This is a genomic window from Pantoea sp. GABEPS69 (genome assembly GCF_045780835.1).
GTDB lineage: Bacteria > Pseudomonadota > Gammaproteobacteria > Enterobacterales > Enterobacteriaceae > Pantoea > Pantoea septica.
In genome coordinates, this window is sequence record NZ_CP118618.1 from 2178026 (window position 1) to 2200267 (window position 22242).

The following is a 22242-nucleotide window of genomic DNA, read 5'->3' on the forward strand; positions in this document are numbered from 1 at the left end:
TCCGGAGAGCGGCTCGCGGCTCAGTAACCCATGCCTTTTTTCAAATCCAGCTGCGCCTGCGCATCGGCTGGCAAAAAGAGCCGGGTTTCGGTTTTGGTGATCTTCGGCGGCAGCGTGCCGTCTTTTTTGAACTTCTCCAGCGCGTCGAACGCCGGGCCTGCCATATTTGGCGTCAGCTCGACGTTGGCATTGGCCTCGCCCGCCAGCATCGCCTTATAGATATCGGGTACGCCGTCGATTGAGCCGGTGAGGATGTCTTTGCCAGGCTTGAGCCCGGCCTCTTTGATCGCCTGAATCGCGCCGATCGCCATATCGTCGTTATGGGCGTAAACCATGCAGATGTTCTTGCCGTTGTTTTCCGCCTTGATAAAGCTCTCCATGACCTCTTTACCCTTGCTGCGGGTAAAGTCGCCCGACTGCGAGCGCACCACCTTGATATTGGGATGCCCGGCGATCGCCTCGGCAAAGCCTTTCTTGCGGTCGATGGCGACGCTGGCGCCCACGGTGCCCTGCAGTTCGACCACGTTGCACGGCTTGTCGCCGACGGTTTTCGCCAGCCAGTCGCCAATCAGCTTGCCTTCCAGCACGTTGTCGGCGGTAACCACCGTCATATAGAGCGATTTATCTTTCACCACGATGGCACGGTCGAGCAGGAAGACCGGGATTTTGGCGTCTTTAGCTTCTTCCAGCACCGGCTCCCAGCCGGTCTGCACCACCGGCGCGATAAAAATCGCGTCGACGCCCTGAGCGATGAACGAACGTACCGCCTTGATCTGGTTCTCTTGTTTCTGCTGACCGTCGGCAATTTTCAGCGTGATGCCGCGTTTCGCCGCTTCGCTTTTCGCCACGCTGGTTTCTGCTGCGCGCCAGCCCGATTCGGAGCCGACCTGAGAGAAGCCGACCGTCAGGTCTGCCGCCATTACCGGCGCAGCGAGTGCGGCGCTGACCAGACTGGTCAAAAGTAAACGTTTCCACATAGTTTGCATTCCTCTGAAGGGCTTTTGCGAGTAAGGGTAAAGAGCCCGTTTAGCCTGGCGTAAATCGGCGTGAATAAGGGCGACGCGCCTCACAAATCAGTTCAAATTAAAGGGGTTACGTGCAGGTATGGCAGTCTGGCGCGCTAGCGTTCATGGACAAAACGACTGAGTTATTTAAACGTGCTGGTTAAATAAATGTAATAAACAGAATCGCTTATGAAATCTTCCTCTGAAAACGATTACAATAATACGTAAACTTTGGTCACCGCCTGTCGTGCAGGCGAGATAACAATTTTGTGATTTCCCGCACAGTGGCGCGCGTTAAGCGGCTTAGCGCAGCGGATAAAGAGAACCCTGTCTCAATTATCTGCCTTAATCCAGCCAGCGCGTCAGGGCGCGTAATTCATGATGCTTTCACGCCCTAAGCGAAGCGGTTTTTACCTGAGAAAGCGGCAGTAACGCGCGCGCCCTGCTCAGACGCCGGTTAGCACAGCAACGCGGCGCCAAAAGCGGCCTCCCGGGTTTTTACCGTTTCGCTTTACTGATGCGCGGATGATAAAAAGTGGCTTTTTTAGCGCATTGATAAACAAAAATTAAGAATTTGTCTTTTTTCCAGAATAAGTCGCTGGACAGCCCGCGCCTGCCCCCTATACTGACCGCTTCTCTGTTCTCTCTAATTATGGCAATCATGACTGCGCAAGATTACCTGCTCAAATTCCGCAAAGTGAATAATCTGGAAAGTCTGGAAAAACTCTACGATCACCTTAACTACTCGCTTACCGATGACAACGAGATTATCAGCATGTACCGCGCGGCGGATCACCGTCGCGCTGAGCTGGCGTCCGGCGGGCGACTCTACGACCTGGGCCGCGTGCCGAAAACGGTGTGGCGCTACGTGGTCTGATTAAGAGGTATCAGGCCTGCCGGCGAGACGCCACCTCTGCGCAGGCAGGCCCTGTCTGAACGTGTTATTCTCCTCGCTTTCCTTGTCGCAACAGGATCTCCTCCATGAATGAATCGGTAACCGCGCCGCGTCTGGGCGGCTGGCTGCTTGTGCCGCTCGCCTGGCTGATTATGATGATGCTCACCAGCGCGATGGTGCTGGCGATGTACCTTAGCCCGCTGTTTAATCCGGTATGGCGCGCCACGCTGTTTTCGCACGGCGGCATGCTGGTGACCAACTGGGCGATCTCCCTGCTGACCGCGCTTGCCGTCTGGCTCTACAGCCTGTGGGTCTGCTGGATTTTCTGCAAACGCTCGCGCCGTCTGCCGCGCCACTACATTATCTGGCTACTGGTCACGCTGCTGCTGGCGCTGAAGACCTTCGCGTTTACGCCGGTTTCCGACGGCAAGGCCGCCCAGACTCTGCTGCTGGCGCTGCTGGCCGCGGCGGTGTTTGTGCCCTATTTCAAACGCTCTCAGCGGGTGAAATCGACCTTTATCCAGCCGTAACGCCGTGAGTTTCGTCAACAATTTAATTCTGAGTGCGAAACAGCGCGCTGCGTTTCGCGCAGTGGTTGAGATAGCGTCACAGATCACAGATAATGGGCCGCTTTCCGAATCAATGGCGAAAAAATGACCGATTATCTGCTGCTGTTTGTAGGCACTGTGCTGGTGAACAACTTCGTTCTGGTGAAATTTCTTGGCCTCTGCCCCTTTATGGGCGTTTCCAAAAAACTGGAAACGGCGATCGGCATGGGCCTGGCGACCACGTTCGTCATTACCCTGGCGTCGATTTGCGCCTGGCTGGTGAACCACCTGATACTGGTGCCGCTCGACCTCGTCTACTTGCGCACTATGGCCTATATCCTGGTGATCGCCGTCGTAGTGCAGTTCACCGAAATGGTGGTGCGTAAAACCAGCCCGTCGCTCTACCGGCTGCTCGGCATCTTTCTGCCGCTGATTACCACCAACTGCGCGGTGCTCGGCGTGCCGCTGCTCAGCGTCAACCTTAATCATACCTTTCTGCAGGCGGCGCTTTACGGCTTCAGCGCCTCGCTCGGCTTTTCACTGGTGATGGTGCTGTTCGCCGGCATGCGCGAACGCCTGGTGCTGGCGAACGTGCCTGCGCCCTTTAAAGGCTCCTCTATCGCGCTGGTGACCGCCGGCCTGATGGCGCTGGCGTTTATGGGCTTTACCGGTCTGGTGAAATTCTGATGAGCGCGATCTGGATTGCCATTATCGTTCTGAGCGCGCTGAGCCTGGTGTTCGGCGCCCTGCTGGGCTACGCCTCGCGCCGCTTCGAAGTCGAGGAAGATCCTATCGTCGAGCAGATCGACGAACTGCTGCCGCAAAGCCAGTGCGGCCAGTGCGGCTATCCCGGCTGCCGTCCCTATGCCGACGCAGTGGGCAATAACGGCGAGGCGATCAATAAATGCGCGCCGGGCGGCGAGCAGACCATGCTCAAGCTGGCGGCGCTGCTGAACGTCGACCCGCAGCCGATTGACGGCGACGAAACGGCGAAAGAGCCGGTGCGTACCGTCGCCTGGATCGATGAAGCGAACTGCATCGGCTGCACCAAATGCATCCAGGCCTGCCCGGTCGACGCCATTGTCGGCGCAACGCGCGCCATGCATACCGTGCTGAGCGACGTCTGCACCGGCTGCGACCTCTGCGTTGCCCCCTGTCCCACCGACTGCATCGAGATGCGTCCTGTGGCGACCACCACCGCTAACTGGAAGTGGGATCTTGAAACCATTCCTGTACGGGTGATCCCGGTAGAAAGTCATGCTTAATCTGTTGAATATCTTTCGTAAAGAGAAGCTGTGGGATTTCGAGGGCGGCATTCATCCGCCGGAAATGAAAACCCAGTCGAACGGCACGCCGCTGAGCCAGCTGCCGCTGCCGGACCGCTTTATTATCCCGCTGAAGCAGCATATCGGCCATGAGGGCGAGATTTGCGTCGCGCCGGGCGATCGCGTGCTGCGCGGCCAGCCGCTGACTTTCGGCAGCGGCCGGATGCTGCCGGTGCACGCGCCGACCTCCGGCACCATCGACGCCATTGGCCAGCATATGACCGCGCACCCCTCCGGGCTGTCGGAGCTGTGCATTTTTATGTCGCCGGACGGCGAAGATCGCTGGACGCTGCTTGAGCCGATGGCGGACTACCGCCAGCGCGAGCGCGCCGCCATCGTGCAGCGCATTCACGACGCGGGCGTCGCCGGTCTCGGTGGCGCAGGCTTTCCCACCGGCACCAAGCTGCGCGGCGGCCTGCGCGGGGTGAAAACCCTGATTATTAACGCCGCCGAGTGCGAGCCTTACATCACCGCCGACGATCGCCTGATGCAGGATTATGCCGCCGAAGTGCTGGAAGGCAGCCGTATCCTCGCCTGGGTGCTGCAGGCCGAGCGCGTGCTGATCGGCATCGAAGACAACAAGCCGGAAGCGATTGCCGCGCTGAAGCAGGCGCTGGGCGGCGAACGCGATCTGCAGATCCGCGTGATTCCCACCAAATATCCTTCCGGCGGCGCGAAGCAGCTCACCAAAATTCTGACCGGGCTGGAAGTGCCGCACGGCGGACGCTCTACCGATATCGGCGTGCTGATGCAGAACATCGGCACCGCCTGGGCGGTGAAGCGCGCGGTGATCGACGGCGAGCCGCTCACCGAGCGCGTAGTGACGCTGACCGGCGAGGCGATTGCGCAGCCGCGCAACGTCTGGAGCCGCATCGGCACCCCCATCAGCCATCTGCTGCATCAGGTCGGCTTTACGCCCGCGCCGCGTCAGATGGTGATTATGGGCGGCCCGCTGATGGGCTTTACCCTGCCGTCGCTCGACGTACCGGTGGTAAAGATCACCAACTGCATTCTCGCGCCCTCCGCCAGCGAAATGGGTAACAACGACGAAGAGCAATCCTGTATTCGCTGCTCCGCCTGCGCCGACGCCTGCCCGGCGAAACTGCTGCCGCAGCAGCTTTACTGGTACAGCCAGGGCGGCGATCACGATAAAGCGCGCGCCCACCATATCGACGACTGCATCGAGTGCGGCGCCTGCGCCTATGTCTGCCCGAGCAATATTCCGCTGGTGCAGTACTACCGCCAGGAGAAGGCGGAACTGCGCGCTATCGATCTTGAGGCGAAGCGCACCGCCGAGGCGAAAGCGCGCTTCGAGGCGCGTCAGGCGCGTCTGGAGCGTGAGAAGCTGGCGCGCGAAGCGAAGCATGAACAGGCGAAGCAGCGCGTAGCGCGCAGCGACGAAGGCGAACTGGCTGCCGCCCGCGAACGCGTGATGGCGAAACGCCAGGCGGCGGGCGTCGTCGATCCGGCGGTAGAGGAAGCGCAGCGTCAGGCGCGTCATGCGCAGGCGCATCTGCGTCAGGCGGAAGCGCAGGCGGAAACCCAGCCGGTGACCCGCCAGACGGAAGATCCGCGCAAGGCGGCGGTGGAAGCCGCCATCGCCCGCGCCAAAGCGAAGAAAGTCGCGCAGCCGGAAGCGGCGGAAGAACCCCAGACTGAGGCGGTCGATCCGCGCAAGGCGGCGGTCGAAGCCGCTATCGCCCGCGCCAAAGCGAAGAAAGCTGAAGCGGCCCAGGCCGCCGCTGGTACGTCGACCGATAAGGTGCAGCAGCCGGTCGACGATGCGCCAGCGGTCGATCCGCGCAAGGCGGCGGTCGAAGCCGCCATCGCCCGCGCCGAAGCGAAGAAAGCTGAAGCGGCCCAGGCCGCCGCCGGCACGCCGACCGACGAGGCGCAGCAGCCGGTCGACGACGTGCCAGCGGTCGATCCGCGCAAGGCGGCGGTCGAAGCCGCTATCGCCCGCGCCAAAGCGAAAAAAGCTGAAGCGGCCCAGGCCGCGGCCGGTACGCTGACCGAAGAGGTGCAGCCGGTCGAGGATGTGCCGCCGGTCGATCCGCGCAAGGCGGCAGTTGAAGCCGCTATTGCCCGCGCCAAAGCGAAAAAAGCTGAAGCGGCCCAGGCCGCCGCCGGCACGCTGACCGAAGAGGTGCAGCCGGTCGAGGATGTGCCGCCGGTCGATCCGCGCAAGGCGGCAGTTGAAGCCGCTATCGCCCGCGCCAAAGCGAAGAAAGCCGCTGCCGCGCAGGCATCAGAAAAGGACGTCGTGACCCTCGACGTTGCAAACAGTGATGCGCGTCCGTCGGAAGACGCGCGCAAGGCAGCCGTCGCTGCCGCTATCGCCCGGGCGAAAGCGCGTAAAGCGCAGCCGCCGTCGACGTTTGAGGAATAAATGGCTTTTCGTATCGCAAGCTCCCCTTATACCCATAACCGTCGCAGCACCGGCAACATTATGTTGCTGGTGGTGCTGGCGGCCGTCCCCGGCTTCGCCGCGCAGTGGTATTTCTTTGGCTACGGCAGCGTGCTGCAGGTGCTGCTGGCGGTCCTGACCGCGTGGCTGGCGGAAGCGGCCATTCTGCGGCTGCGCAAGGCGCCGATCGCTCCCAGCCTGGCGGATAACTCCGCGCTGCTGACCGCCGTGCTTATCGGCATCAGCCTGCCGCCGCTTGCGCCCTGGTGGCTGGTGGTGATCGGCACCCTGTTCGCTATCGTGATCGCCAAGCAGCTCTATGGCGGTCTCGGACAAAACCCTTTCAATCCGGCGATGGTCGGCTACGTGGTGCTGCTGATCTCCTTCCCGGTGCAGATGACCAGCTGGCTACCGCCCGATGCGCTGCAGGCGGTGAAACCGGGCCTGCTCGATTCGCTGAGCATGATCTTTACCGGCCATACGCTGGCGGGCGATACCATGCAGCAGCTGCAGCTCGGCGTCGACGGCGTCAGCCAGGCGACGCCGCTGGATACGTTTAAAACCGGCCTGCGCGCCGGTCACAGCGCGGAGCAGCTGCTGGCGCAGCCGATCTATACCGGCGTGCTGGCCGGACTCGGCTGGCAGTGGATCAACCTCGGCTATCTGGCGGGCGGCCTGTTCCTGCTGTGGAAAAACGCTATTCGCTGGCATATTCCGGCGGCGATGCTGCTGTCGCTGGCGTTCTGCGCCACGCTGGGCTGGCTGATCTCGCCGGAGAGCCTTAACACCCCGCTGATCCACCTCTTTTCCGGCGCCACCATGCTCGGCGCGTTTTTCATCGCCACCGATCCGGTGACCGCCTCTACCACCAACCGCGGGCGTCTGCTTTACGGCGCGCTGATTGGTCTGCTGGTATGGCTGATCCGCAGCTTCGGCGGCTATCCCGACGGCGTCGCCTTTGCCGTGCTGCTGGCGAATATCTGCGTGCCGCTCATCGATTACTACACGCAGCCGCGCGTCTACGGCCATCGCAAGGAGTGATCGATGCTTGAGACTATCCGTAAAAACGCCGTTACCCTGGCGCTGTTCGCGGTGTTCACTACCGGTTTGACCGCCGTGGTGAACTACGTAACCAAACCGACCATTGCCCATCAGACGGCGCTGAATCAGAAAAACCTGCTGGATCAGGTGGTGCCGGTTGATCTGTACGATAATCAGATTCAGCGCGAATGTTACCTTGTCACCAATGCCGCGCTGGGCAACGCCGCGCCGCACCACCTCTATCTGGCGCGCAAAGGGGATGCGCCGGTGGCGGCCGCGCTTGAGACCACCGCGCCGGATGGCTATTCTGGTGCGATACAGATGCTGGTCGGTGCCGATTTTCACGGCAAGGTGCTGGGCGTACGCGTTATCGAACATCACGAAACCCCCGGCCTTGGCGACAAGATCGAGCTAAGGATTTCAGACTGGATTAACAGCTTTAACGGCAAAGTGGTGCACGGCGCCGATGACAAAGCCTTTGCGGTAAAGAAAGATGGCGGCGAGTTCGACCAGTTTACCGGCGCCACCATTACGCCGCGCGCCGTGGTTAACGCCACTAAGCGCGCCGCGCTACTGATTGAAACGCTGAGCGGCAACGTCTCGTCGCTGCCCGAATGTGGAGACGCAAATGAGTGAAGCCAAAAACCTGCTGGTAGGCGGCCTGTGGAAAAACAACTCGGCGCTGGTGCAGCTGCTGGGGCTCTGCCCGCTGCTAGCCGTCACCTCGACGGCGACCAACGCGCTGGGACTCGGTCTGGCGACCACGCTGGTGCTGACCATAACCAACAGCGCCATTTCCGCCTCGCGCCGCTGGGTGCCGTCGGAAATCCGCATCCCCATCTACGTGATGATCATCGCCTCGGTGGTGAGCTGCGTGCAGATGCTGATCAACGCCTACGCCTATGGCCTTTATGAGTCGCTCGGCATCTTTATTCCGCTGATCGTCACCAACTGCATCGTGGTCGGCCGCGCCGAAGCGGTCGCCTCGAAGAGCAGCATCCCCCTCGCCGCGCTGGATGGCTTCGCCATCGGCATGGGCGCCACCTGCGCCATGGTCACCCTCGGCTCGATTCGCGAGCTGATCGGCAGCGGCACGCTGTTTAACGGCGCGGATCAGCTGCTCGGCCCCTGGGCCAGGGCGCTGCGCATCGAGGTGGTGCACTTCGACTCGCCGATGCTGCTGGCGATGCTGCCGCCAGGCGCTTTTATCGGCCTCGGCATGCTGCTGGCCGCGAAATATCTGATCGATCAGAAACTGAAACAGCGCGCCGCTCGCCGCGACGCTGAAGCCGCGGCGGCCGAACCGCACGCGCCTGCAGGGAAAGCGGTGTGAATCAGGCGAAACGCAGAGAAATCCTTACCCGGCTGCGGGATAACAACCCGCATCCCACCACCGAACTCAATTTTACTTCGCCGTTCGAGCTGCTGATCGCCGTGCTGCTGTCGGCGCAGGCGACCGACGTCAGCGTCAATAAGGCGACCGCGAAACTCTATCCGGTGGCCAATACTCCCGCCGCAATGCTGGCGCTGGGCGTAGAGGGCGTGAAGGAGCATATCAAGACGATCGGCCTGTATAACAGCAAAGCTGAGAATGTGATCAAGACCTGCCGTATTCTGCTGGAGCAGCACGGCGGCGAGGTGCCGGAAGATCGCGCCGCGCTGGAGGCGCTGCCAGGCGTCGGGCGCAAAACCGCTAATGTGGTGCTGAACACCGCTTTCGGCTGGCCGACTATCGCCGTGGATACCCATATTTTCCGCGTCAGCAATCGCACTCGCTTCGCGCCCGGCAAGAACGTGGAAGAGGTCGAGGCGAAGCTGCTGAAAGTGGTGCCCGCCGAGTTTAAGGTGGATTGCCACCACTGGCTGATCTTGCATGGCCGCTACACCTGCGTCGCGCGCAAGCCGCGCTGCGGCGCCTGCCTGATTGAAGATCTGTGCGAGTTTCCCGACAAGACGGAAATCTGACGGGCGCGCCGCGCCCGTCGTGCCTCAGCGTCCTGCCAGCGCTGCCTGTAGCCAGGCAATCGCCAGCGGCGAAACTTTCCCCTGCAGCGCCGCCCGTTCCGACTGGAACAGGGTCGCGACGAAGAAAGGGTGATCGGTCAGTTCAATGCCGCGCACATCTCCTGCGGCGTCCCAGGAGGTGATACGTAAATTCTCCCCTTCCAGCGCCTCGCTAAAGGCGGGATTGACGCCGAAATTACAGTGGTAGCCCTCATCGCTTGACTGCGCGCCATAGGCCTCGGCGATGCGCGAACCTGGCGCGAACCTGACTTCGCCCCGCTGCTCCACCAGCGAACAGCTGAGCGGCGCGATAACCATGCGGCCGCCCTCGTCGGTCTCGGCGTGATTCGCATCCTGCCAGCCCAGCACGTTGCGGGCATACTCAATCACCGCATACTGAAAACCGCCGCAGGAGCCGAGAAACGGGTGCTGCTGTTCTCGCGCCCAGCGAATGGTTTCAAACACCGCCTCATCGTTTTTATAGGGGCTGCCCGGCACGACCCAGATGGCGTCGCTCTCTTTCACGGCGCCCAGATCGCCGAGCTGGTCAGTAGAGAGCCAGCGAAAGCTGACGGCGACGCCCAGATGCGCGGCGGCACGATCGATAGCCAGAGGAATAGCCTGATGCGCAACGGCGCTGGCGCGGTAATCGCCCACCAGCGCCAGGTTTACTAAAGCTGCCATGAATACGTCCTGTAAATGGAAATGCCGAGGTTAGCCGATCGCTATTTTGATGTCGAGACGGTAAAAATCGCATTTTTCTGTCTCTGACTCCCTACGCAAACGCTTTCTTCTTTTACTTGATGAATTAATTGGCGATTCTGTGCGAAGGATCAACTTTTATCCATTCGTTCTCATTACTGGAAGCTATTTTGCTGATTTGTTGTTCAAATTAGCTGATAAATACGCCGTCTCTGGCATAATAAACCGGTTAATTATCGAACGGCGATACCTTTGCCTGTTAAATTATCCGCAAGCAGCTTATATGGTTATTGTTATCCTCTCACCGTGAAAAACAAACGTTTATTCTGGTAGAATTATCTCTGCTGAAATTAAAACCCATTTAACAAAGTCAGTTCGGTTTTTATCCCTTACATAGCCTGGGCTTTTCAGCATTCAAAAAATTCTTGCCCTGATGCGCGTTATCAGCCACATTAGGCGCCGCTTTTCCCTACTAATAACAATGTCGCGCATGGAATCCTGACATGACGCGGACTTATTTCCTGTCGTAAAACAGGGTACGCGAAAAACTGAGGTACACGTGTCAACTGCAAACAAACACACCGATGAGGCCGTTAGCCTCAATGCGTTCAAACAGCCGAAGGCCTTCTACCTGATCTTCTCGATCGAGTTGTGGGAGCGCTTCGGTTTCTACGGCCTGCAGGCCATTATGGCTGTTTACCTGGTTAAACAGCTGGGCATGTCGGAAGCGGCTTCTATTACTCTGTTCGCCTCTTTTAGCGCGCTGGTTTATGGCCTGGTGGCTATCGGCGGCTGGCTGGGTGATAAAGTGCTGGGCACCAAGCGCGTTATCGTGCTGGGCGTCATCGTGCTGGCGCTGGGTTACGCGCTGGTGGCCTTCTCCGGCCACGACGTCGGCATGGTCTATGTCGGCATGGCGACCATCGCGGTAGGCAGCGGGCTGTTTAAAGCGAACCCCTCTTCGCTGCTCTCTACCTGCTACGAGAAAGATGACCCGCGTCTCGACGGCGCCTTCACCATGTTCTACATGTCAATCAACGTCGGCTCGCTCTTCTCAATGATGCTGACCCCCTGGCTGGCGGCGAAATATGGCTGGAGCGTAGCGTTTTCTCTGTCGGTCGTCGGCCTGGTGATCACCCTGCTCAACTTCCTGTTCTGCAAAGGCCTGGTGAAAAACTACGGTTCGAAGCCGGACTTCGCGCCGCTTAACGTCAGCAAGCTGCTGATGACGCTGGTGGGCGTGGTGGTGCTGGTCGCTATCGCAACCTGGCTGCTGCATAACCAGACTATCGCGCGCATTACCCTGGGCGTGGTCGCGCTGGGCATTATCTTGATCTTCGCCAAAGAGGCCTTCTCGCTGCACGGCACGGCGCGTCGCAAAATGATCGTGGCGTTTCTGCTGATGGTCGAAGCGATTGTCTTCTTCGTGCTTTATATGCAGATGCCGACCTCGCTTAACTTCTTTGCGATTCGCAACGTCGAGCACACCATTCTGGGGATTACCTTCGAACCCGAGCAGTTCCAGGCGCTCAACCCGTTCTGGATTATGCTGGCGAGCCCGCTGCTGGCGGCGGTCTATAACAAGCTGGGCGACCGTCTGCCGATGCCGTTTAAATTTGCTATCGGCATGGTGCTCTGCTCGGCCGCCTTCCTGGTGCTGCCGCTGGGCGCGAAGTTCGCCTCGGATGCCGGTATCGTATCGGTTAACTGGCTGATCCTCAGCTATGCGCTGCAGAGCATCGGCGAGCTGATGATCTCCGGTCTCGGTCTGGCGATGGTGGCGCAGCTGGTGCCGCAACGCCTGATGGGCTTTATTATGGGCTCCTGGTTCCTCACCACCGCTGGCGCGGCGATGATCGCCGGTAAAGTGGCGGGCCTGATGGCCGTGCCGGAGAACGTGACCGATCCGCTCGCCTCGCTGAACGTCTATAGCAGCGTCTTCCAGCAGATAGGCATCGTCACCGGCGTGATCGCCGTGCTGATGCTGCTGACCGCGCCGCTGCTGAACCGCATGGCGCAGACGCCGCAAGAAGAGCTGAAAAAAGCGCAGGCCTGATAAGTCAGGTGACATGCAGCCGGGCCATGCGCCCGGCTTTTTTTTATCCTTTTCCGGACCAGGGGCAACGCATGATCGCGGTCACTGGCAATTCGGCGACGAGGCATTAAGCTGCAATGATCCTGTCGCAATCCGGAGGTTCGTGATGAAACTGTTCTGTAAGGCTGGCGCCTGCTCGCTTTCGCCGCATATCGTGCTGCGTGAGTGCGGGCTCGACTTCACGCAGGTTAATGTCGATCTGATGAAAAAAGTCACCGAATGCAGCGAAGATTACTGGCAAATCAATCCAAAAGGCCAGGTGCCGGCGCTGGAGCTGGATGACGGTACTCTCCTGACCGAAGGGGTGGCGATTGTGCAGTATCTGGCGGATCTGAAGCCCGATCGCCAGCTGCTGGCGCCGGTCGGCAGCCTGACGCGCTACCATACGCTGGAGTGGCTCAGCTTTATCAGCAGCGAACTGCATAAAACCTTCACGCCGCTGTTTAAGTCCGATACGCCCGACAGCTACAAGCCTCTGCTGCGCGCCCGGCTGGAGCAGCAGTTTCGCTTCGTCGACAAGGCGCTGCAGGACAAGCAGTGGTTGATGGGGCTGCGCTTCAGCGTGGCGGATGCTTATCTTTATGTGATGGTGCGCTGGGCGCATGCGCTGAAGCTGGAGCTAGAAGGGCTGTCGGCGCTGGACGCCTGGTTTCAGCGAACGTCGCAGCGGCCTGCGGTGCAGGCGGCGCTGAAGGCGGAAGGCGCCGCCTGACGAGCGGGGCCGGTGCGATACCGACCCTGCAGGTTTACAGCGCTTCGGCGGCGAAGTGCTGGGTCGGCTGGGCGATAGCGTCCTGCGCCGCTACCAGCTGCAGCTCATATTCGCCCATAGCGTGCGTCGTCAGCATCACTTCGTACACGGCGGCGGTAACGTGCTCCAGCGCCTGCTTCAGATCCTTGCCGTGCAGCAGATTGACCAGCAGCAGGCCGCTGGTGAGGTCGCCCACGCCGACCGGCTGGCGCACGCCGAAATCCACCAGCGGACGGCTGATATGCCAGGCCTCTTCCGCTGTGACCAGCAGCATCTCGAAACGATCGCTGCGGCGCCCGGCGCGCGCCAGATGTTTCACCAGCACCACGCGCGGACCCTGGGCAATCAGCGCGCGCGCCGCCGCGGTCGCCTCTTCTACGCTGGTGACGCTGCGCTCGCTGAGCATCTCTAGCTCCAGCAGATTCGGCGCGATAATGTCGCTGGCGGGCATGGCGTATTTGCAGTGGTATTCCGCCACGCCAGGCGCCACGATGCACCCTTTTTCCGGATGCCCCATTACCGGATCGCAAAAGAACCAGGCGTCCGGGTTGGCGGCTTTCACCATGCGCACGATCTCCAGGATCTGTTCGCCCTGTTCAGCCGAGCCCAGATAGCCGCTCAGCACCGCATCGCAGGTTTTCAGCCGGTCGATATCGCTGATGCCTTTGACGATCTCCGTCAGGTGCGTCGCGGGCATGACCGTGCCCGTCCAGTGGCCGTACTGCGTGTGGTTAGAGAACTGTACGGTGTTGAGCGGCCAGACGTTGGCCCCCATGCGCCGCATCGGAAATTCGGCGGCGGCGTTGCCGGCGTGGCCGAATACCACATGCGACTGAATTGCGAGAATATTTTTCATTATGTTGTGAACTGCCTTGCCCTTGCCTGCCATAAAAAAGGGCCGGAAACCGGCCCTGAACGCTTACTGCCAGACGATCAGGCAGTAATGTTTTTTTCCGCGACGCAGCAGCGTGTAGCGGCCAAACAGCTTATCGCTCTCGCTGAAGCGGTACTCCGCGTCTGACTGCTTCTCGCCGTTGATAGCGACGGCGTTGGAGCCGATCATGGTGCGCGCCTGACCGCGTGACGGCACCAGCTCGGCATTTACCAGCGCCTGCTGCAGATCGTCTTCCGCACCGAGCTGCACGGTCGGCATACCGTCCTGCGCCAGCTGTTCGAAGTCCGCTTCGGTCATGTCGCTCAGCGCGCCGGAGAAAAGGCTCTCGGTAATGCGCTTCGCCGCCGCCAGGCCCGCTTCGCCGTGCACCAGCCGCGTGACGCTCTCGGCGAGCACGTACTGCGCGCGCGGCGCCTTGCCGCTGTTTTTGTCTTCCTCTTCCAGCGCATTGATCTCGTCAAGGCTGAGGAAGGTGAAGAACTTCAGGAAGCGGTAGACGTCAGCGTCCGCGGTATTGATCCAGAACTGGTAGAACTTATAGGGGCTGGTTTTCTTCGCATCGAGCCACACCGCGCCGCCTTCGGTTTTACCGAATTTGGTGCCGTCCGATTTAGTGATCAGCGGCACCGTCAGGCCAAAGACCTGGTTCTGATAGAGACGACGCGTCAGGTCGATGCCGGAGGTAATGTTGCCCCACTGATCGGAGCCGCCAATCTGCAGCGACACGCCGTGACGGTTGTTCAGCTCGGCGAAGTCGTAGCCCTGCAGCAGATTGTAGGAGAACTCGGTAAAGGAGATCCCCTGATCGTCGCGGTTCAGGCGCTGTTTCACCGCTTCTTTGTTAATCATCTGATTCACAGAGAAGTGCTTGCCGATATCGCGCAGGAAGGTCAGCACGTTCATGCCGCCGAACCAGTCGTAGTTGTTGGCGGCGATAGCGCTGTTGTCGCCGCAGTCGAAATCGAGGAACGGCGCGACCTGACGGCGGATCTTCTCCACCCACTCGCCTACGGTTTCGCTGGTGTTAAGTTTACGTTCTGCTGCTTTAAAGCTGGGATCGCCGATCAGACCGGTGGCACCGCCCACCAGCGCGACCGGCTTGTGTCCGGCATCCTGAAAACGTTTCAGGCAGAGCAGCGGCACCAGATGGCCCAAATGCAAGCTGTCAGCGGTCGGATCGAAGCCGCAATAGAGGGCAATCGGCCCTTGCGCCAGTCGCTCTGCTAACGCTTCCTCGTCCGTTACCTGGGCGATTAAGCCTCGTTCCTGCAATTGTTGTATCAGGTTACTGCTGGTCATCACTGACTCCAAATTGATCAGACTGCACCTATGCTGGTACACAGCTTTCCGCTGAGTGCGGAAGAAAAAAAAGAGGGCTATAGCATAAAGCGCTGGCGACTTCTGTGCCAGCGCTGAGAGAGGAGAAAAACGCTGTTTTACGGGGCTAAGCGGTCGATTTTCCAGCCGTTGTCGTCGCGCTGGTAGAGGAAACGGTCATGCAGGCGATGTTCGCCGCCCTGCCAGAACTCCATGGTGTGAAATTTGACGCGGTATCCGCCCCAGAAGCTCGGCAGCGGCACCTCGCCCTGCTGAAACTTCTGCTTCAGCTCGAGGAATTTTCCCTCCAGCACGCCGCGCGCCGATATCCGGCTCGACTGACGCGATACCCAGGCGCCGATTTGGCTGTCGCGCGGGCGGCTATGGAAATATTTCAGCACCTCGAGCGGCGACAGCTTCTCGACGTCGCCGAGCACCATCACCTGGCGCTCCAGAAAGTGCCAGGGAAAGTGCAGCGAAATGCGCGGATTGTTGGCCAGCTGCTGCGCCTTGCGGCTGCCGAGATTGGTATAGAACACCAGGCCGCTGTCGTCATAGTGCTTGAGCAGCACGATGCGCTGGTAAGGCTGACCCTGATCGTCCACCGTCGCCACGGTCATGGCGGTAGGATCGGGCAGCTGCGCCTCGCACGCCTGCCGCAGCCAGGTTTCAAACAGCGCCAGCGGCTGGTCCGGCAGATCCTTGCGACGCAGCCCGCCGCGCGTATATTCGCGGCGCAGGCTGGCGATATCTTGCAGAGTGAAATTCGTGCTCATACGGGTTACTCGAAATGAACAGGCTGGCTGGCAGGCTGCAATTCACAGTCGTTAACGACGATTTTATCGTCGCGTTCGATAAAGGCGGTGTCACCTTTGCTCCAGAATACATATTTTCCGTCGCTGTAGCGCGCGCCTGAGGCGGAGATCGCCCGCTTCAGCGTTAACGGCTGACCGTCCATGATAAAGCTGACCTGCTCTCTGGCGTTGTCGAGCGTGACGGTCAGCGGCAGGGTGCCGCAGCGGTAGTGCAGCGTTTGCGGCGCTTCAGCCTGTTTGTGCAGCAGACCGCAGCCGCTCAGCAGCAGCGCGGCGGCAAGCGTTAACCCCTGTTTCATCGTGATTCTCCTTACTGTCAGTAGAGCGGATTAGCTGGATAGATAGCGCCGAGCACGCTTTTTGCCGCCGCGCCGGTCACCGCGGGCAGATTGCCGGGCAAACCGGAGAGCGTGCGGCTGGCAAGCCAGGCGAACGCCAGCGCCTCCATGTCGTCGCCGCGAATGCCAGCGGCGTCGGTGGTGGTCACTTCGGTTCCCGCCAGCAGCGCGGCGAGGCGCGCCATCAGCAGCGGATTGCGGCCGCCGCCGCCGCACACCAGCAGCCGGTCGCAACCGTCGTTGAGCCGCACCTGATGGGCGATGGTGACGGCGCTCAGTTCGGTCAGCGTCGCCTGCACGTCCTGCGGCGTCAGGCCGGGGAAAGTTTGCAGCTGACGCTCCACCCAGCCCAGATTGAAATATTCGCGACCGGTGCTTTTCGGCGGCGGCAGCGCGAACCAGGGATCGCGCAACATCTGCTCCAGCAGCGCGGGCACCACGCTGCCGCTGCGCGCCCAGCTGGCATCCTGGTCAAAGGGCTTGCCCTGGTGGCGCCAGATCCACGCGTCGATCAGCATATTGCCGGGACCGGTATCGAAGCCGCGCACCGGCTGGCCGGGGATCAGCAGCGAAAGATTGGCGATGCCGCCGATATTGAGCACCATACGGCGCTCGACCGCATCCATCAGCAGCGCCTGATGAAAAGCGGGCACCAGCGGCGCGCCCTGCCCGCCCAGCGCCATATCGCGGCGGCGGAAGTCGCCGACCACGGTGATGCCGGTGGCGGCGACAATCTGATTATTATCGCCGATTTGCAGTGTGTTCGGCGCGTCGCTTTGCGGTTCGTGCCAGACGGTCTGCCCGTGACAGCCGATGGCGACGATATCGCTCGGCTCCAGCGCCTCGCGCCGCATCAGGGTATTGACCGCGTCGGCGAACAGCCGGCCAAGGCGCGTATCGAGCTGGCCGAGCTGCGAAAGCGTCAGCTGCTGGCCCTGGCTGACCGCCAGGATCTGCTGACGCAGCTCGCCCGGCATCGGATGGCAGTAGCTCGCCTGCTGTGCCACCATATGCTCATCGATGGCGGCCAGCACCACGTCAACGCCGTCCAGACTGGTGCCTGACATAACGCCGATATAACGTCCTGATTTCATTCCTGTTCCTTACTGGGTGGCGAAAGTGCAATTCAACGCCCTTCAGTCTGGCAAATTCTCGCGCCTGATTCGACGATTACCTGATGTTTTCCCCGACTTTATGCAACAAATAACATTGCGCAACTTTTTTTCTCGCCTGGTTGAATTTTTGTTGATCGCCAATAGTCTATGCTTGGCTTCACCATGTTTTACTCAGACTAAGATTAATTTGCTTTGTGTCTTATACTGTTTGCAGGATTTCGCGATACACATGGCGCATTGCTTAAGAAAGGAGTTACAAATGATCAAGCGTTTCGTTGCTGTCGCACTGGCTGGCATTACGCTGGCTGGCTGCACAAATACCAGTACTCTGTCAGGCGATACCTACAGTGCCAGTGAGGCCAAACAGGTTCAGAGCGTGTCTTACGGCACGCTGGTCTCGGTCCGTCCGGTTAAGATTCAGGGCGGCGATGACAACAACGTGATCGGCGCTATCGGCGGCGCGGTGCTGGGCGGCTTCCTCGGCAATACCATCGGCGGCGGCACCGGACGCAGCCTGGCCACCGCAGGCGGCGCGATCGCTGGCGGCCTGGCAGGCCAGGGCGTTCAGGGCGCAGTGAATAAAACCGACGGCGTCGAGCTGGAAATCCGTAAGGATGACGGCAATACCATCATGGTGGTGCAGAAGCAGGCGGCCAGCCGTTACTCTGTCGGGCAGCGCGTCGCGCTGGCCTCCAACGGCAGCCAGATCACCGTTTCGCCGCGCTGATCGCCTTAGCCAAAAAAAAACCGACGCCGCGGCGTCGGTTTTTTTATTTTTCCCGATGCTGCAGCTCGAGAATGTTTTTCTCCAGACGGGCGATAAGGGTCACCATCTGGTTGATCTCTTCGCGGCTGATGCCGGCGAGAATATCGTCGCGCGTCGCGTCGATAACGCTTTCAACCTGTTCAATAATCGGCTCCGCCTGACGCGTCAGCTTGATGCGCTTCGCGCGGCGATCGTTCGCGCAGGTCGAGCGGGTAATCAATCCTTTCTCTTCCAGCTGATCCAGCGTGCGCACCAGCGACGGTTGCTCAATGCCGATGGCCTTCGCCAGCTGAATCTGCGACTGTTCCGGCGGCAGCTGATGAATGTTGTGCAGCGTGACCCAGTGCGTCTGCGTCAGCTCAAGCGGCTTCAGTCGCTGATCGATCAACGCGCGCCAGATGCGCACCAGGCGAGACAAATCCGTTCCAAGGGGCGTATCCATTTCATCTCCTTATAATTAGCTTGCTAGCTATCAAGCCAGATTTTACACTATTCTGCGAGTTTAAAGGACAAATTACAAACCCCGGGCGAAGCCCCAGCGGTTCATCTACGCTTTTTGAGACCGGTGCCAGGGTGATATCAGAAGGACGATGCGTGGCTATTTTTCCCTTTCATGCGGCGGGACCCCTAACCGACCTGGTGTTCGGCGCCTCGCTGTTTTTTCCGCCGCTGTTTAAAGCGGTCCTGCTCGGCTTCTTCTTCTGGCTTATTCTTCATCCGCTGCTGCGCGGCTGGATCTATTCGGGGGATATCTGGCATCCGACGCTGCTGGATCTCTCTCTTTTCGTACTTTGCGTCGCCGCCGCGCTTTTTCTGCTGGGACAGGGATACTCAACATGAAATTCAATGCAGTGAAATATTTTTCCACGCTGATCGTCTTCGCGGCCGCCCTGCTGGCGGGCTGGTGGATGTGGAACTACTACATGCAGTCGCCCTGGACGCGCGACGGCAAAGTCCGCGCCGAGCTGGCACAGGTTACGCCCCAGATCTCGGCGCGCATCGTCTCGCTGGCGGTAAAAGATAATCAGTTTGTGCATCAGGGCCAGACGCTGCTGACGCTGGATACCGTGCCCTGGCAGATTGCGCTGGACAACGCCGAGGCACAGCTGGCGAAGGCGCAGGCCGACCTGGCGAAGGCGCAGCATGAAGCGAGACGCCGCGCCAGCCTGCCGCGCAACGTGATTTCGGCCGAAGATCTCGACGCCGCGCAGCTGAACGCCGCGTCGATGGCGGCCAGCGCCAAAGCGGCGCAGGCCGCGCTGGATCAGGCGCGCTGGAACCTGCAGCAGACCACCGTGACGGCGCCGACCGACGGCTGGGTCAGCAACCTGACGCTACGCGTCGGCGACTACGCCACGGCGGGCACGCCGCTCTTCGCGCTGGTCGACAGTCACTCGTATTACGTGATGGGCTATTTCGAAGAGACCAAGCTGCGCCATATTCGGCCTGGCGCGCCGGCGCAGATTGTGCTCTACAGCAACGGCGCGCGCCTGCAGGGCGAGGTGGAAAGTATCGGCCGCGCCATCTACGACCAGAGTATCGACAGCGACAGCGGCCTGGTGCCCGATATCAAGCCGAACGTGCCCTGGGTGCGGCTGGCGCAGCGCGTGCCGGTGCGCATTCGCCTGGCGCAGATACCGGATAATGTGCCGCTGGTGGCGGGCACCACCTGCTCTATCGCCATTCAGCCGTGAGCGCGCGATGAATCTGCACTGGCTGGCGTGGGACCAGCTTCCCTGGGTGAAGGCAGACGCGAGTCAGTGGCGTTACGCGCTACGCAACGCCATCGCCATGTGCCTGGCGCTCAGCATCGCCTATGCGCTCGACCTGGATGAGCCCTACTGGGCGATGACCTCGGCAGCAGTGATCAGCTTTCCCACCGTCGGCGGCGCGATAAGCAAAAGCCTCGGACGCATCGTCGGCAGTCTGATGGGCGCAGGCGCCGCGCTGCTGATCGCCGGCCATACCCTCAACGAACCCTGGCTATTCACCTTTTTTATCGCCGGCTGGCTGGCGTTCTGCACCGGCATCGCCAACCACTATCAGAACAATGTGGCCTACGCCTTTTCGCTGGCGGGCTACACCGCGGCGATTATCGTTTTCAGCAGCGTCGACCTGACCGATGCGACGGATCTCTGGAATCTGACGCAGGCGCGCGTCTGCGAGGTGATTTCAGGCATTCTGTGCGCCGGGTTTATGATGATGGTGCTGCCGAGCACCTCGGACGGCGAGGCGCTGATCGCCTCGTTGCAGAAGATGCATGCACGCCTGCTGGAGCACGCCGGTCTGCTGCTGCAGCCTACCGAGGTCGATAAGGTGCGCGCCGCCCATGAAGCGGTGATCAGCCAGATTCTCACCATGAACCTGCTGCGGATTCAGGCGTTCTGGAGCCACTATCGCTTTCGCCGCCAGAACAACGTGCTCAACTACGTGCTGCACCAGCAGCTGCGCCTGACCAGCGTGCTCTCCAGCCTGCGCCGTATGCTGCTTAACTGGCCCGACGCGCCGCAGCCGCTCTACCACGCCATCGACGCTCTAATGCAGGAGCTGGCGAGCGCGCAGTGCGACAAGTACCGGCTGGCGCAGATCCTGCGCAGCGTCACCCCCGCCGCCGACGGCGATTACCGCCAGCGCGCCTTTTGCCAGCGCCTGCGCTATTTCTGCTGGATGTATCTCAACGTCAGCCGCTGGATCCGCCTGTTGGCCCGCGCCGACGCCGATACCCGCTTTCAGCCGCCGCCCGTGCCCGCGCTGGCGCGGGAAACCGACAGCGCCGAAGCGGGCTGGAGCGCGCTGCGCACCTTTTGCGCCGTCGTGGGAGGCTGCGCCTTCTGGATCACGACGCAATGGTCGGCCGGCGCGGCGGCGCTGACCCTGACCGCCATCGCCTGCGTACTCTACTCGTCTGCGCCCTCGCCCAGCGGCAGCGTCACGCTGCTGCTGAAAACCCTGCTCTGGCTGTCGCTGTTCAGCTTTGTGATGAAGTTCGGCCTGATGGTGCAGATCTCCCAGCTGTGGCAGTTTCTGCTGTTTTTGTTTCCGCTACTGCTGACGCTGCAGCTGTTTAAGCTGCAGCAAAAGCAGCGCGCCGCCCTCTGGGGCCAGTTTATTGTCTTTATGGGCTCGTTTATCGCGGTGACCAACCCGCCGAGCTGGGATTACGCCGATTTCCTCAACGACAATATCGCCAAAGTGTGCGGCGTAATGCTCGCCTGGCTGGCGTTTCAGGTCCTGCGTCCCAGCTCCGACGCGCGCCGCAGCCGCCGCCATATCCGCGCGCTGCGCATGGCGTTTCTCGACCAGCTGCGCCGCCGTCCGCGCCTGAGCGAAAGCCGCTTTGAATCGCAGATCTACCATCGCATCAGCCAGCTGAGCAGCAGCCGCGACGAGCAGGCGCGCGTCTGGCTGCTGCGCTGGGGCGTGGTGCTGCTCAACTGTTCGCATATTGTCTGGCAGCTGCGCGACTGGCAGCCTGCGTCAGCCGCGCTGGCGCAGATGCGCGAGGCGAGCCTGCAGGATTTGCAGCGCATCATCAGCGCGCGCGGCGTGCGCCACAGCTCGCTCGATCAGACCCTGACGACGCTGGAGGAGACCATCCGCCAGCTGGTGGCGGAGGGCGATACGGAGGCGAATACGCTGGCGGGTATTTTATGGCGGCTGCACTGTTCGCTGGCGCAGCTGAAACAGGCGGTGCCGGAATAGCTATTTGCAGTACTGCAGCTGCTGGCGGTCGAAATCGGCCTGCAGCTGCGCCAGGGTCTTACGCTGCTCGAAACGGGTTTTATCGTTGGCGGACATCGGCTCAATCACCAGCTCGCGCTCTTCCGGCGAGTAGATGAAACGCCGCCGAATTTCGCTGCCGGTAAAGCTCTTGCCGATAATGCTGCCGCACACCATGGTCATGCTGGTGCGGTAGATCGCCGTTTGCTCGAAGTTGGTTTCGGTGGCGCTGCGCAAGATATACTGGCAGCCCTTCTCTTCAAGCCGTTTGCGCGCGCTGTGGCTCAGCCACTCGCGCCCTTTCGCGATGGACTCGCACTCGGCGCGCGCCGGGCTGGCGTCAATGGTGCGCTGTAGCTGACGTCCTGCTTCAGTCCTGAGCTGGGTTTCATTGGGTTGATCGCAGCCCGCCAGCAGCAGACAGAGCAGCAGTGCGCCCGTTTTCCTCATTCCTTTTCTCCTTTGATCGCACCAGATGAAAGTGTCCAGAATCAGTATCATAGG

General features: G+C 60.7%; 24 protein-coding genes. 15 read left to right on the forward strand and 9 right to left on the reverse strand.

From position 1 onward, the window contains the following. Nucleotides 1–20: 20 nt before the first annotated feature. Entirely contained in the window at nucleotides 21–977 is a 957-nt protein-coding gene (ytfQ, locus tag PVE98_RS10685) for a galactofuranose ABC transporter, galactofuranose-binding protein YtfQ (protein ID WP_033747382.1), read from the reverse strand. A gap of 688 nt (nucleotides 978–1665) precedes the next feature. On the opposite strand from ytfQ, the gene ydgT reads away from it, so the two are divergent. The 9 genes from ydgT to nth all read left to right on the forward strand — a co-directional run bounded on the left by ydgT (nucleotide 1666) and on the right by nth (nucleotide 9185). Next, entirely contained in the window at nucleotides 1666–1881 is a 216-nt protein-coding gene (gene ydgT / locus PVE98_RS10690; RefSeq protein ID WP_033747384.1) for a transcription modulator YdgT, read from the forward strand. A 104-nt stretch (nucleotides 1882–1985) separates the two neighbouring features. After that, nucleotides 1986–2429 carry a DUF2569 domain-containing protein gene (locus tag PVE98_RS10695; RefSeq protein WP_033747386.1) on the forward strand — a complete coding sequence of 148 codons (444 nt, stop codon included), beginning with the start codon at nucleotides 1986–1988 and terminating at the stop codon, nucleotides 2427–2429. Nucleotides 2430–2552: 123 nt separating this feature from the next. After that, nucleotides 2553–3134 (forward strand): electron transport complex subunit RsxA, encoded by a 582-nt coding sequence (rsxA, locus tag PVE98_RS10700; RefSeq protein WP_033747388.1) that lies wholly within the window; start codon nucleotides 2553–2555, stop codon nucleotides 3132–3134. Then, a complete protein-coding gene (gene rsxB, locus PVE98_RS10705) occupies nucleotides 3134–3712 on the forward strand; it encodes an electron transport complex subunit RsxB (RefSeq protein WP_033747391.1) in 579 nt (192 codons plus the stop codon). The genes rsxA and rsxB overlap by 1 nt, the downstream gene beginning before the upstream one ends. Beyond that, the gene (gene rsxC / locus PVE98_RS10710) at nucleotides 3705–6161 is read left to right on the forward strand and encodes an electron transport complex subunit RsxC (protein ID WP_096073081.1); all 2457 of its coding nucleotides are present in this window, start codon (nucleotides 3705–3707) and stop codon (nucleotides 6159–6161) included. Before rsxB ends, rsxC begins: the two co-directional genes overlap by 8 nt. Further along, the gene (rsxD, locus tag PVE98_RS10715; RefSeq protein WP_096073080.1) at nucleotides 6162–7220 is read left to right on the forward strand and encodes an electron transport complex subunit RsxD; all 1059 of its coding nucleotides are present in this window, start codon (nucleotides 6162–6164) and stop codon (nucleotides 7218–7220) included. 3 nt (nucleotides 7221–7223) lie between these two features. Beyond that, entirely contained in the window at nucleotides 7224–7856 is a 633-nt protein-coding gene (gene rsxG / locus PVE98_RS10720; protein ID WP_096073079.1) for an electron transport complex subunit RsxG, read from the forward strand. Then, complete coding sequence (locus tag PVE98_RS10725) at nucleotides 7849–8553, forward strand: electron transport complex subunit E (protein ID WP_033747402.1); 705 nt, start codon at nucleotides 7849–7851, stop codon at nucleotides 8551–8553. Before rsxG ends, PVE98_RS10725 begins: the two co-directional genes overlap by 8 nt. Beyond that, on the forward strand, nucleotides 8550–9185 hold the full coding sequence (gene nth, locus PVE98_RS10730; RefSeq protein ID WP_033747404.1) for an endonuclease III: 636 nt from the start codon (nucleotides 8550–8552) through the stop codon (nucleotides 9183–9185). Before PVE98_RS10725 ends, nth begins: the two co-directional genes overlap by 4 nt. 24 nt (nucleotides 9186–9209) lie before the next feature. Here nth and PVE98_RS10735 read toward each other — a convergent pair whose 3' ends face one another. Further along, entirely contained in the window at nucleotides 9210–9908 is a 699-nt protein-coding gene (locus PVE98_RS10735) for a CTP synthase (protein ID WP_096073078.1), read from the reverse strand. Between the two features lie 577 nt (nucleotides 9909–10485). On the opposite strand from PVE98_RS10735, the gene dtpA reads away from it, so the two are divergent. Together dtpA and gstA are read left to right on the forward strand one after the other, a co-directional pair. Beyond that, on the forward strand, nucleotides 10486–11982 hold the full coding sequence (gene dtpA, locus PVE98_RS10740; protein WP_096073077.1) for a dipeptide/tripeptide permease DtpA: 1497 nt from the start codon (nucleotides 10486–10488) through the stop codon (nucleotides 11980–11982). Between the two features lie 145 nt (nucleotides 11983–12127). Continuing rightward, entirely contained in the window at nucleotides 12128–12733 is a 606-nt protein-coding gene (gene gstA, locus PVE98_RS10745; protein ID WP_048781191.1) for a glutathione transferase GstA, read from the forward strand. Nucleotides 12734–12767: 34 nt separating this feature from the next. Here gstA and pdxY read toward each other — a convergent pair whose 3' ends face one another. The 5 genes from pdxY to anmK all read right to left on the reverse strand — a co-directional run bounded on the left by pdxY (nucleotide 12768) and on the right by anmK (nucleotide 17231). Then, on the reverse strand, nucleotides 12768–13628 hold the full coding sequence (gene pdxY / locus PVE98_RS10750; protein WP_048781192.1) for a pyridoxal kinase PdxY: 861 nt from the start codon (nucleotides 13626–13628) through the stop codon (nucleotides 12768–12770). 63 nt (nucleotides 13629–13691) lie between these two features. Beyond that, nucleotides 13692–14966, reverse strand: a complete 1275-nt coding sequence (tyrS, locus tag PVE98_RS10755) for a tyrosine--tRNA ligase (RefSeq protein ID WP_033747414.1) — start codon at nucleotides 14964–14966, stop codon at nucleotides 13692–13694. Nucleotides 14967–15103: 137 nt separating this feature from the next. After that, the gene (pdxH, locus tag PVE98_RS10760) at nucleotides 15104–15760 is read right to left on the reverse strand and encodes a pyridoxamine 5'-phosphate oxidase (RefSeq protein WP_033747417.1); all 657 of its coding nucleotides are present in this window, start codon (nucleotides 15758–15760) and stop codon (nucleotides 15104–15106) included. Nucleotides 15761–15765: 5 nt separating this feature from the next. Then, entirely contained in the window at nucleotides 15766–16098 is a 333-nt protein-coding gene (locus tag PVE98_RS10765; RefSeq protein ID WP_096073076.1) for an MliC family protein, read from the reverse strand. 17 nt (nucleotides 16099–16115) lie between these two features. Further along, a complete protein-coding gene (anmK, locus tag PVE98_RS10770; RefSeq protein WP_096073075.1) occupies nucleotides 16116–17231 on the reverse strand; it encodes an anhydro-N-acetylmuramic acid kinase in 1116 nt (371 codons plus the stop codon). 280 nt (nucleotides 17232–17511) lie between these two features. On the opposite strand from anmK, the gene slyB reads away from it, so the two are divergent. Then, nucleotides 17512–17979, forward strand: coding sequence for an outer membrane lipoprotein SlyB (slyB, locus tag PVE98_RS10775; RefSeq protein ID WP_033747425.1), 468 nt, complete (start codon nucleotides 17512–17514; stop codon nucleotides 17977–17979). A gap of 43 nt (nucleotides 17980–18022) precedes the next feature. Here slyB and slyA read toward each other — a convergent pair whose 3' ends face one another. Beyond that, nucleotides 18023–18460, reverse strand: coding sequence for a transcriptional regulator SlyA (gene slyA / locus PVE98_RS10780; RefSeq protein ID WP_033747426.1), 438 nt, complete (start codon nucleotides 18458–18460; stop codon nucleotides 18023–18025). Between the two features lie 152 nt (nucleotides 18461–18612). Between slyA and PVE98_RS10785 the strand changes: the two genes are divergently transcribed. From PVE98_RS10785 to PVE98_RS10795, 3 genes are read left to right on the forward strand one after another with little or no spacing between them, the layout of a single operon-like run. Beyond that, nucleotides 18613–18858: a DUF1656 domain-containing protein gene (locus tag PVE98_RS10785; protein ID WP_033747427.1), complete on the forward strand. Its 246-nt coding sequence runs from the start codon at nucleotides 18613–18615 to the stop codon at nucleotides 18856–18858. Next, on the forward strand, nucleotides 18855–19712 hold the full coding sequence (locus tag PVE98_RS10790; protein WP_033747430.1) for an HlyD family secretion protein: 858 nt from the start codon (nucleotides 18855–18857) through the stop codon (nucleotides 19710–19712). The genes PVE98_RS10785 and PVE98_RS10790 overlap by 4 nt, the downstream gene beginning before the upstream one ends. A 7-nt stretch (nucleotides 19713–19719) precedes the next feature. After that, a complete protein-coding gene (locus PVE98_RS10795; RefSeq protein WP_096073074.1) occupies nucleotides 19720–21720 on the forward strand; it encodes an FUSC family protein in 2001 nt (666 codons plus the stop codon). Here the strand turns inward: PVE98_RS10795 and PVE98_RS10800 are convergent, their stop codons facing one another. Beyond that, a complete protein-coding gene (locus PVE98_RS10800; protein WP_096073073.1) occupies nucleotides 21721–22188 on the reverse strand; it encodes a hypothetical protein in 468 nt (155 codons plus the stop codon). Between the last annotated feature and the right edge of the window lie 54 nt (nucleotides 22189–22242).